Source organism: Rhodoferax sp. (assembly GCF_030653815.1).
Taxonomy (GTDB): Bacteria; Pseudomonadota; Gammaproteobacteria; order Burkholderiales; family Burkholderiaceae_C; genus Rhodoferax.
Window position 1 is genome coordinate 68,382 of record NZ_JAURYQ010000013.1, and the last position, 10,436, is coordinate 78,817.

Sequence of the window (10,436 nt, forward strand, 5' to 3'; positions counted from 1 at the left end):
ATTCGCCAGGCAGGTTCAGGGTTAACGTTGGCCGGTGACTTCGATGTCCACGCGGCGGTCAGGCTGCAGGCAGGCGATCAGGGCTGGGGTGACCTTGGTGCCGACACATTCACCGGGCTTGGTGACGGGGTCGGCGCCATTGACGCCTCGGGTGCTGATCTTGCTGGCAGGAATGCCAGCGGCGCTGACCAGGTAGTTGCCAACGGCCTCGGCGCGCTGGGTGGACAGCTTCAGGTTGTAGGCCTGGCGACCAATGCGGTCGGTGTGGCCGGTGACCTGAATCACGTCAAAGTCAACACCGCGCAAGTTGGCCGCCAGTTTGTCGAGCTCGGCACGACCGGTGGGCTTGACGGCGGCGCTGTCAAAGTCAAACAGGGAGTCGGCGGAAAAACTCACCCGTTGCGGCATGGCCGCGGGGATGGGTGTGGGTGCGGGCGGTGGCGGTGCCACGTACACCGGGGCCGGCGCCTGGGCGATGATCACCGGTGCCGGGGCGTAGGTCTGTGCCACTGGCGTAGGTGTTTTGCCGCCAAAGCGATAAACCAGGCCAACGGAGGCCATGTCGATGTCACCCTTTTGGCCCACCGAATCATTGATGCGGTAGCGCTCGATCTCGGCGCGCAGGCTCAGGGCATCGGTGAAGGCGTATTGCACACCCAGGCCGACCTTGAGGTTGTTGTCACTTGCTCGCGTGCTGTTGACCGTGGTGGCGCCGGCGAAGCTGCCCTTGGTGTGCGCGTGGGTCACGCCGAGGCGGCCGAAGGCAGAAAACTTGTCGGTGATCGGCAGGATGCCGACCGCATCCAGGTTGACGCCCCGGACCTGGATGTTGCCGTTCAGCGTGCTCGGGGCATTGGTGTTGGTCACAAAGTCAAACTGGCCCAGGTCGAAATAACCGCCTTCCAGGGCAAGGTACTTGTTGATTTGGTAGCCACCAAAGAGCTTGTAGCCGCGGTCGCTGTTGTCTTCGGAAATCGAGGTGATGGCCGGAGGGGTGGCGCCGAGCAGGCTGTTGCTGATGCTGGCGTTGTCCAGGGACGACCTGGTTTGACCGATGTTGGCGCCGGCATACCAGCCGGCATCTTGTGCCATGGCGAACGGTGCTGCCATGAGCGCGAGCGTCAGCAGGCTGAGCTTGCCCGTGGACCTGAAGTATTGACGTGGTGTTTTTGACATTTTTTTTCCTGGTGATTGGCCTGTTTGGCCTCGATATTTTTCATTTCCACACCTTTTGAGTTGATGCGAAAACTTTCGGAACCAGATCAACGCGGGGTTGACGCTGGCGGGTTTCAGTATCGGCAGCGCGCCGCCTTGTGTCTGTGCGTTACGCCACCAAGCGACGCGGCGGGCCGGTCATCGGTCCAGACTGGCCACATTTTTGGGGTTGAAAAACTGTTTGACGGAGCGGGTTTCGGGTAGCACGTAGACGATGCCATCGCTGCCGGCAAAGGCCGGACTGATGACATTCTTGAAAAAATCGGCCGGCACGTTGATGCAGCCATAAGAAATACGGTTGTCCAGCGGCGACGGTGAAGCCAGACGCTCGGCGCGGCGTTCCTTGGTGTTGCTGGTGACCACCGGGTGCAGCGAGATGGCGGCGTCATAGTCCACCCAGAGAATTGGGCCGCCCTTGAGGTTGCGGTCGAGCGAAGCCACAAAACGGCCTGCCGGGGTGGTGCGCTCCTCGGGCAGGATGGCCGAGAGCTTCTTGTCGCCGATGCCGGGCGCGGAGTCGTCACCCACGGCAAAACCAATCAGCGCCGGGGCCGCGCCGCGCAGCCGGCCATCGGCATGAAAGACAAAGACCTTGGCCTCCTTCTTGTCCAGAATGACAAAGGGCAGGCCGGTGTTGTTGCCTGACTCGACCACCCAGTCTGCCGCGTGTTTGGCATCCATGGAGGCCAGCTCGCGCTCGAACTGCGCCACTTTCAAACCTTGCTGCGGCAGTGCGTCGGAAGCCAGGGCCGGGCCGATGCTGCCGCCGATGATCATCAGGCCAAGGCACAGCTGTCGGCTCATGTTGCTTGTGATCGAAAGCAGCATGGTGCCTGCTCCTTGGCACGTCGCGTGGTCATCAGTTGCGGTCCTGCTTGAGGGGGCGAACCGGGGCGACATAGACCGGCGGCTGCACAGGCGTCTCGATCACCTCTTCCGTGGGCGCTACCGGGGCAAGCTCGACCGGCACCGGAGGCACATAGACCACGGGTGGCGTCAGACTTTGAAGCTGTGCTGGCGTGTCGGCAAGCACCACCATGGGGGCCCAGGTCAAGGGAGTGCGAGGGTTGACGACCGGGCCTTCATACGGCAGCTCCGGGAACAGGTCTGTTTCTGGTACTTCGGGTGGACTGACAGGTGGCGTTGTGACGACAGGCGGTACGACGACCGCATTGATATTCGCAGTTGTTCTGCTCACGGCAGGCCCACAGCAGGAATTCGCGAAGGCATAGTTGCCGGCGCTTGCACCATCCAAGGTAAAGCCGCTAAACGTGACTGTCTTGTTGGTGCCTACGGCTATGGTGTCGAAATTGGCAGTACCGGCACCAACCAGAGTGACGCCGGCAGGATCACCTTTCAATCCTGTGAAGGTTGCTACGGTGTTGCCGTCATAAGTTTTGTCTGCACCGCCAGGGTAGACCAGCATGTATTGCGTCAGCGGGCCGCCGTTACCGGTGAAGTTGAGCGAATAGTCGGTCGGCGTCGCGTACGAAATCGGGTTGTAATAAATGGCCGCCGGCGTGCCAGGCCCCCCTGCCGTGTAGGTAATGTAGGTACCCGCCAGTCCGCCGTTGGTAAAGATCACGGTGCCGCTGTCAACCCCTGGTCCGGTTCCGGCGGTGCCGGCCATCAGCGTCAGGCCGAGCGGCACGCCAAGTGTCGCCAGATCCTCGCCAGCAGTCGTGCTCCCCCTGGTCAGCGTCATGAGGGGCGCCAAGCCCGGATTGAACGTGTTGCTCAGCGTTATATTGCGCCCGGCACATATTTCGATGTTGCCATCTGTCGTGGTAATGGCCGTGCCAACGTTAAGCGTTGTCCGCAGGATATTGACATCCTGTCCGGCGGCCAGCAGCACGCTGCCATTGACCGTTGTAATGGCTGCGTTCACGTTGATGTCGCGGCCGCAGCACACCACCAGATTGCCTGTGGTCGCGCTGATCGCCGCATTGATATTGGTGTCCCGCAGTGCGATCAGGGTCAGCGTCGTCGGCGTCGCCGTAGTGCCGGTCGCGCCATTCCATGAAACAGCTTGGTTGATATTGATATCGCCGAAGCCGGAGCCAGGCCCTGCAATAGTCGTGATGGTGATGTTGTTATCAACCAGGTTCGCGCTAAGTGTTGCACCGGTAATGTTATCCCCGGCACCGCCGCCAACGGTGTAGTCCAGCGGATCGATCAGCCAGGTGCCCGTTTGCCCCTGCGGGGCAGCAGTGGTGACTTTGACGTCATTTGCGACTTTGACATACGCCGCAGAGGTTTCGATGAAGCCGCCGTTGGCGCCATTCGGTGCCGATGCATCCAGCGTGCCACCTACGTTCACGGTGCCGGTTTCCATGCCACCCATCAGCATGATGCTGCCGGTTTTGCCGGTGACCAGCGTCTGTGCCTGGATCACGCCGGTGTTGTTCACCGAGTTGGCCAGCAAACTACCAGCTGCCTGGGTGGTCAGCAGCACCTGGCCGCCGTCGGCACGGATCAGGCCACCGTTTTCTACCAATGCATTCACAGCCCCTTCGGTGACGGCAATGTTGAGCAGGCCGTCACCGGCCACGTCCATCGTCATCACGCTGCCCGCGGCCAGCACCACGCTACCCAGCTGGGCCGAGATGGTGCCTTGGTTACTGACATTGGCGCCCAGCAGGGCTACGTAACCACCGTCGGCGTTGATGCTGCCCTGGTTCAGCACGGCACCCGTGCCATTGCCCGAGAACTTGTAGTTGCCCGCGTTGAAATCAGCGTCAGTCATGTTCAGGGTGGAAGCCACCAATCCGCCCACGTTGACCGATGCGCCCTGGCCAAACAGGATGCCGTTGGGATTGATCAGGAACACCTTGCCGTTAGCTGTCATGCTGCCCAGGATGCTTGACGGGTCAGCGCCGACCACCCGGTTCAGGGTAATTGAACTGCTGCTGGGTTGCACAAACTGCACCGACTGGCCGGCGGCGATATTGAAGCTTTGCCAGTTGATGATGGCGTTTTGCGTCGACTGGGTGATGGTGGTGCTGGTCGCACCCGTGCTGATGGTGGCGTCACCGGAGGCCACCACACCGCCGGTGGGCTGTGCCAGTGCGTTGGCGCCAAAGGCCAGCATGACCGACACGGCCAAGGCCTGCAGCACAAAACGTGCGCCGGAGCCGGTGGCCTGCATGCCGGAAGAGGTCTTTTTGCCTGCGCTGCTGGCGTTTTCAGGTACCGCAACAAAGGTGCCGGTGCTGTCATTCCAGAGAGATCGGTAGGAGCTGTTCATGATGGTTTCCAATAGTTTCAATGTGTGTGGTGGTCAGCTTGTCGGATCAGGCGGGTCAAAAATATTTGACGGCCTGAATCCAGAAGCGACCCGACTTGTCGGGCGCCGAGGTGGCGGCTTCATTGCCGATCTTGACGGCGTAATAGGCCCGCACCATGAAGTTGTTGGTCTCGTACCAGTTGAAACCAACGCCGGCGCCGCTTAAGGTGCGGCGTTCGCCAGCGTCCCGCGGTCGCACGGTGCCGGCATCAACAAAGCCGATCAGCTGCAACTGACCCGGCAAGCTGTTGGAGAACTTGGGTACTTGCCAGCGCGCTTCCAGGTTCAGTACCAAACCTGCGTCACCGTAGCCTTCACCTTCCGGATAGGCGCGCACGCCGTACATGCCACCCAGCTCCATTTGCTCTGACGAGTCCAGTGCCCTGGAGGCGAGTTGGCCGTTGACCACGGCCGACAGGGAAACGGTGTCGGTCACACGCTGCACACGTGACAGGTTAAAACCAAGCTTGCTGAAGCGGCCATTGATTTCGCCAGGGTTGTCGTTGTCAATGTTGCCAGCGCTCAGGGCAAGCGAATAACCTGTGACACCGCCGCCACCCAGGTTGTCGCGCTCATTGCCGTACAGGCTGGCTGTCAAGACTTGGGCTTCTTTGTCGCGATAGGTCATCGCGTCAATCTTGTCTTCGAACGTCTTGTCTTCGTACACGAGTGCGGCGGAGAGATTGCTGTTGCGAGAGCGGACCAGGGGATAACTGCCATAAAGGCTCGCGATCTTGGTGGTGCCGTTATAGCCCTTGCCTTCGTAGACGCCTCGACTCAGTTCGTAGTCCAGCGCGCTGTAGGCGACGCCAACGGTGGCTTTGCCCAATTGCAACTGGTAGGAGCCGCGGGCGTAGTGCAATCCGGAGCCCGAAGTCAGCACCCGCAGCGACGCCACATCGCCCAGACCGAGCGGTTCATTGAAGTTGACGGTGGCACCGACACGGTTGGCGCCGGTGTAATAGTTGCCGGCGTTGTCGGCATCAATGCTGCCGCTGACGCGCTTGCCCGGAGTCAGGTTGACGATCAGGTCAGAACTGCCTGGTGTAGCACCAGGCACCAGGCTTGAGTTGACCCTGACGCCTGGCAGGTCGGACAACAACAAGAGTCGGTTCTCGAGCGGCGCCGTGGCCACCACGTCACCGCTGTTGATGCCGGCCAGCAGGTCATTGGCCAGTGCGTTGGACACATTGGTCTGGTTGTTCAGTGACACCTTGCCATATTGGCCCTCGATCACGGCGATGGTCACCACGCCGCCCTGGATCTCTTGCGCGGGCACATAGGCCTGGGCGACGAAGTAACCGTTCTGCCGGTAATAAGTGGCGATTCGGGCAGCCATGCCTTGCAAATCCGTCAGGCTCAGGCTGCTTCCTGGCACGAAACCGGTGACTTCCAGTAATCGGGCTTCGGTGTAGATCTGCGCGCCGGTGACTTGCAGCCGGTTGACAATAATTTTGGCACTGTCCTGCGGCGCGGCGACCGGCTGGCTGGTGGGTTTGACTTCGAAGGCGGGTGCCACCGACTGCGGCTGGGGCGGAGGTGGAATTTGCTGCATCTGTCCACCGGCACCCAGGGGCGTGGCGGCAAAGGCGGCCGGACTCAGCACCAACATGGCCAAGGGTAACAATTTGAGGTTGAACATGATCGCTTTCGGTGCAAGCTTGCCGCGCAAACTTTTCTGAGGTGCATGTTGCAGGTTAGTGCCTCTGCCGTCTGTACGCTAAGTCACATTGCCATGCGTGCCGATTCGCTGGTCGTGGCGACAACCCAGGTGCACCATGCAGCATGGCCGAGCGCTTTGTGGTGGCTGGATAAGCCAGGGTTTACAGCGTCACAAGGCTGTGGGCCAAAAGTGCAGGTCGGCGCTGATGACCACCTATGTACGGCAGCGAACGGAGAATCCTGAATTAAATTTATAAAGTTCAGACCAGTTTCACAGAATTGATCCATCCATTCAATCTGGCAAGCCTTTGGTATCCGTATCAAAAGCAGGATTCACTGCGTTGATCAAGACACTGAAAAATCGAATGGTCAACCACTTGTGATGCCGTGAAGGCCTTTTGCCCATGAAAGCCTGGAATAAATCTGTTGTCTGGTTTTCCGCTGCCGCTGCCGCTCTGCTGCTGGCGTTGGGGGTGACCTTGTCGTTCCTGGCATTCAGTCAGATGGAGGAGGCCGCCATGGCACGCGGCAACACCAGTGCGTTATTGAATCGCTCGGACGATTTGCTGTCCGCCTTGAAGGATGCAGAGACCGGTCAGCGCGGCTATCTGTTGACCGGTGACGTGGCTTTTTTGCAGCCGTATTTGGATGTACAAAACAGTCTGATTGGCCAGATGACGGCATTGCGTCAATTGAACTCCGTCCCCGCTGCACAGAAACACCTGGACACCATGGCGCCCTTGATCACCGCCAAAATGGCTGACTTGGCAGAAGTCATGGCGTTCAAGCGCAGGAATGACACGCTTGGCGTGCTGGCCCTTGTCAAGGGGGGACAAGGCAAGTATTTGATGGATGCGATTCGTGCCGAGATGCGGCTCTATACCCAGCTGGTGGAAGAAGACCGGATGCGGCACGATGCAGAATTTCAGGCGAAGCTGCGCCTGTTGTTCATCAGCATCATCGCCGCTGCGGTATTGACGCTGTTGTTGGCGCTGGCTTTTGCCTGGCTGGTCTATCGGGGCGCACAGCAGCGGCTCATGAATCTGGCGCATCGCGAAACCCAGCATTTGCTCGAAGTTCGGGAGCAGGCAAATCAGCAACTGCAGCAAGCCAACGATACCTTGCAGGTGAGCGAGGAAAAGCTCGCCGTGACACTCAATTCCATCGGCGATGCCGTGCTGGCGACCGATGCCCAGGGGCATGTGACGCTCATGAATCCATTGGCCGAGCGGCTGACCGGTTGGACCCAGGCAGAAGCCAGCGGTCGTCCGGTGGGCGAGGTATTTCACATCATCAACCAGTCAAGCCGTCAAGACGTCACGATCCCCGTCATGGCAACGCTGGCGCACGGCACGGCACAGGGACTGGCCAACCACACCGTACTGATTGCACGCGATGGCAGCGAGTGCGCTATCGCCGACAGTTGTGCGCCGATTCGCGATCGCAAGGCCGGGGTCGTTGGTGCCGTACTGGTGTTTCGCGATGTCACCAAGGAATATGCCGACCAGCAGGCTTTGCGTGACCAGCAGTACTACACGCGCTCGCTGATCGAGTCCAACATCGATGCCCTGATGACCACCGACCCGTCCGGCATCATTACCGATGTCAACCAACAGATGGGGGTGCTCACCGGTTGCACGCGTGACGAACTGATCGGCGCGCCATTCAAGAATTATTTTACCGATCCGCAGCGCGCCGAGGCCGGCATCAAACTGGTTCTGAGCAACAAAAAGGTGACCGATTACGAACTCACCGCGCACGCCAGGGGCGGCAAGGAAACGGCGGTGTCCTACAACGCGACCACTTTCTATGACAGCGAGGGCAAGCTGCAGGGCGTGTTTGCCGCTGCGCGCGACGTGACAGAACGCAAACGACTGGGTCAGGTGCTGCTGGAAAAAAACCTCGAGCTGGAAAGCGCCAGGCTTGAAGCGGACAGAGCCAACCTCGCCAAATCGGATTTCCTGGCCAACATGAGCCATGAGATCCGCACACCGATGAGCGCCATCATCGGCATGTCCTACCTGGCGCTGAAGACCGAAATGACGTCACGTCAGCGCGACTACATCACCAAGATCCAGGGTTCCGGCCGGCATCTGCTCGGCATCATCAACGATATTCTTGACTTGTCCAAGATCGAGGCGGGCAAGCTGACGGTCGAGCACACCGAGTTTGAACTGGAAAAAGTGCTCAGCAGTGTGGCCGACCTGATGGCCGAGAAAGCCGCCGCCAAAGGCTTGGAGTTGGTCTTTGATCTGGATAAAAACGTGCCACGTTATCTGGTCGGCGATCCGCTTCGGCTGGGACAGGTTCTCATTAACTACAGCAACAACGCTGTCAAGTTCACCGAGCGGGGTGAAGTTGATATCATCATCCGCCTCAAAGAGCAAACTGACCACGATGTGCTGCTTTACTGCGCTGTGCGCGACACCGGGATCGGTTTGACCGGCGAGCAGACGGGGCGCTTGTTCCAGAGCTTTTCGCAGGCCGACAACTCGACCACCCGCAAATTTGGCGGCACCGGCCTGGGTTTGGTGATTGCCAAGAAGCTAGCCGAACTGATGGGTGGCGAAGTCGGTGTCGCGAGCGAACCGGGCAAAGGCAGTACTTTCTGGTTTACCGCACGCATGGGAAAAAGTGTTGGCCCGCAACGCAAGCCGGTGCTGGCGGGTGACATGCAGGGCAAGCGGGTGCTGGTGGTGGACGACAACGAGAGTGCCCGCCTGATGCTCAGTGAGCTGCTTGGCGGCATGAGTTTCAAGGTCGATCAGGCCGGTTCGGGGCAGGCCGCCATTGCCGCCGTGGATCATGCCGATGTGCAAGGCATGCCCTACGAGATTGTTTTTCTCGACTGGCAAATGCCGGGCATGGATGGCAGCGAGACCGCCAGGCTGTTAAGGGCGCGTCCACTCAAGCGCATTCCGCTCATGATGATGGTGACGGCGTATGGTCGCGAAGAAGTCATCAAGAGCGCGGAGGAAGCGGGCATCGCGGATGTGCTGATCAAACCGGTCACGGCCTCGGTACTTTTCAACAGTGTGGTGAGCATGCTGGGAGGCACCGTGAATGGTCCCCGCACCAGCGCAGAAGCGCCCACCAGCACCTTCGGGAAACTCGCCACCATCCAAGGTGCCCGCGTCCTGCTGGTGGAAGACAATGACCTCAACCAGGAAGTGGCCACCGAACTGCTGCGCGATGCAGGTCTGGTCGTTGATCTGGCCGAAAACGGGCAAATTGCACTGGATAAACTGAAGCTGGTTGATTACGACATCGTCCTGATGGACATGCAGATGCCGGTGATGGACGGTGTCACGGCAACCAGGGAAATCCGCAAGGACGAGCGCTTCAAGGATCTGGCGATCGTGGCCATGACCGCCAACGCCATGCGAGCCGATCGTGAGCGCTGCATTGCGGCTGGCATGAACGATCACATTGCCAAGCCGATCGAGCCCGAAGACCTATGGCAAGCGCTGCTGAAATGGATCAAGCCGCAGCACATGATGCCAGCAAGGCCTGCCAAGCACGACACGGGTGGCGTGTTGAATCTCAACGGAGATCAGCCATGACGGAAATAATCAGCCATCCTCGCACTCCCGGCACAGGCGAAGGCACTGCGGATGGCATCACCGAGTTCCAGCACCAGGAGGCCTTGCTTAAAACCGGAGCCTTGCAAAGCGCGATTTTCAACAGCGCCAATTTCTCCAGTATCGCCACCGATGCCAAGGGCGTGATTCAGATTTTCAACGTTGGTGCCGAACGCATGCTGGGCTACACGGCAGCCGAGGTGATGAACAAGAGCACCCCGGCTGACATCTCTGACCCGCAAGAGCTGATCGCGCGCGCCAAGGCGTTGAGCGTCGAGCTGGACACGCCGATTGCACCGGGCTTTGAGGCCCTGGTGTTCAAGGCGGCGCACGGCATCGAAGACATTTACGAGCTGACCTATATCCGCAAGGATGGCAGCCGCTTCCCCGCCGTGGTGTCGGTCACCGCACTGCGCGACGATCAGGACGCCATCATCGGCTATCTGCTGATCGGCACCGACAATACCGCGCGCAAGCAGGCGGAAGAGGCATTGCTCAAGGCCGGCGCCCTGCAGAGCGCTATTTTCAACAGCGCCACCTTCTCCAGCATCGCCACCGATGCCCGGGGCGTGATCCAGATTTTCAACGTCGGCGCCGAACGCATGCTGGGCTACACGGCAGCCGAGGTGATGAACAAGAGCACCCCGGCTGACATCTCTGACCCGCAAGAGCTGATCGCGCGCGCCAAGGCG

Annotated in this window: 6 protein-coding genes; 2 read left to right on the forward strand and 4 right to left on the reverse strand. The window is 59.9% G+C overall.

What is annotated here, in order from left to right:
* Window positions 1-21: 21 nt before the first annotated feature.
* The 4 genes from Q7U49_RS04080 to Q7U49_RS04095 all read right to left on the reverse strand — a co-directional run bounded on the left by Q7U49_RS04080 (window position 22) and on the right by Q7U49_RS04095 (window position 6,143).
* A complete protein-coding gene (locus Q7U49_RS04080) occupies window positions 22-1,176 on the reverse strand; it encodes an outer membrane beta-barrel protein (protein ID WP_304762479.1) in 1,155 nt (384 codons plus the stop codon).
* A 177-nt stretch (window positions 1,177-1,353) separates the two neighbouring features.
* Window positions 1,354-2,043, reverse strand: coding sequence for a hypothetical protein (locus Q7U49_RS04085; RefSeq protein ID WP_304762480.1), 690 nt, complete (start codon window positions 2,041-2,043; stop codon window positions 1,354-1,356).
* A 31-nt stretch (window positions 2,044-2,074) separates the two neighbouring features.
* Entirely contained in the window at window positions 2,075-4,462 is a 2,388-nt protein-coding gene (locus Q7U49_RS04090) for a filamentous hemagglutinin N-terminal domain-containing protein (protein ID WP_304762481.1), read from the reverse strand.
* A gap of 55 nt (window positions 4,463-4,517) precedes the next feature.
* Window positions 4,518-6,143, reverse strand: a complete 1,626-nt coding sequence (locus Q7U49_RS04095) for a ShlB/FhaC/HecB family hemolysin secretion/activation protein (RefSeq protein WP_304762482.1) — start codon at window positions 6,141-6,143, stop codon at window positions 4,518-4,520.
* Window positions 6,144-6,567: 424 nt separating this feature from the next.
* Here Q7U49_RS04095 and Q7U49_RS04100 point away from each other — a divergent pair, with 424 nt between their 5' ends.
* Together Q7U49_RS04100 and Q7U49_RS04105 are read left to right on the forward strand one after the other, a co-directional pair.
* Window positions 6,568-9,726 (forward strand): response regulator, encoded by a 3,159-nt coding sequence (locus tag Q7U49_RS04100; protein ID WP_304762483.1) that lies wholly within the window; start codon window positions 6,568-6,570, stop codon window positions 9,724-9,726.
* A partial coding sequence (locus Q7U49_RS04105) for a PAS domain S-box protein (RefSeq protein ID WP_304762484.1) occupies window positions 9,723-10,436 on the forward strand: 714 nt, incomplete at its 3' end. The genes Q7U49_RS04100 and Q7U49_RS04105, both read left to right, overlap by 4 nt.

Coding starts and splice junctions, on each gene's coding strand:
- Q7U49_RS04080 (WP_304762479.1), bottom strand. CDS start 1,176: ATGTCAAAAACACCACGTCAATACTTCAGGTCCACGGGCAAGCTCAGC.
- Q7U49_RS04085 (WP_304762480.1), bottom strand. CDS start 2,043: ATGCTGCTTTCGATCACAAGCAACATGAGCCGACAGCTGTGCCTTGGC.
- Q7U49_RS04090 (WP_304762481.1), bottom strand. CDS start 4,462: ATGAACAGCTCCTACCGATCTCTCTGGAATGACAGCACCGGCACCTTT.
- Q7U49_RS04095 (WP_304762482.1), bottom strand. CDS start 6,143: ATGTTCAACCTCAAATTGTTACCCTTGGCCATGTTGGTGCTGAGTCCG.
- Q7U49_RS04100 (WP_304762483.1), top strand. CDS start 6,568: ATGAAAGCCTGGAATAAATCTGTTGTCTGGTTTTCCGCTGCCGCTGCC.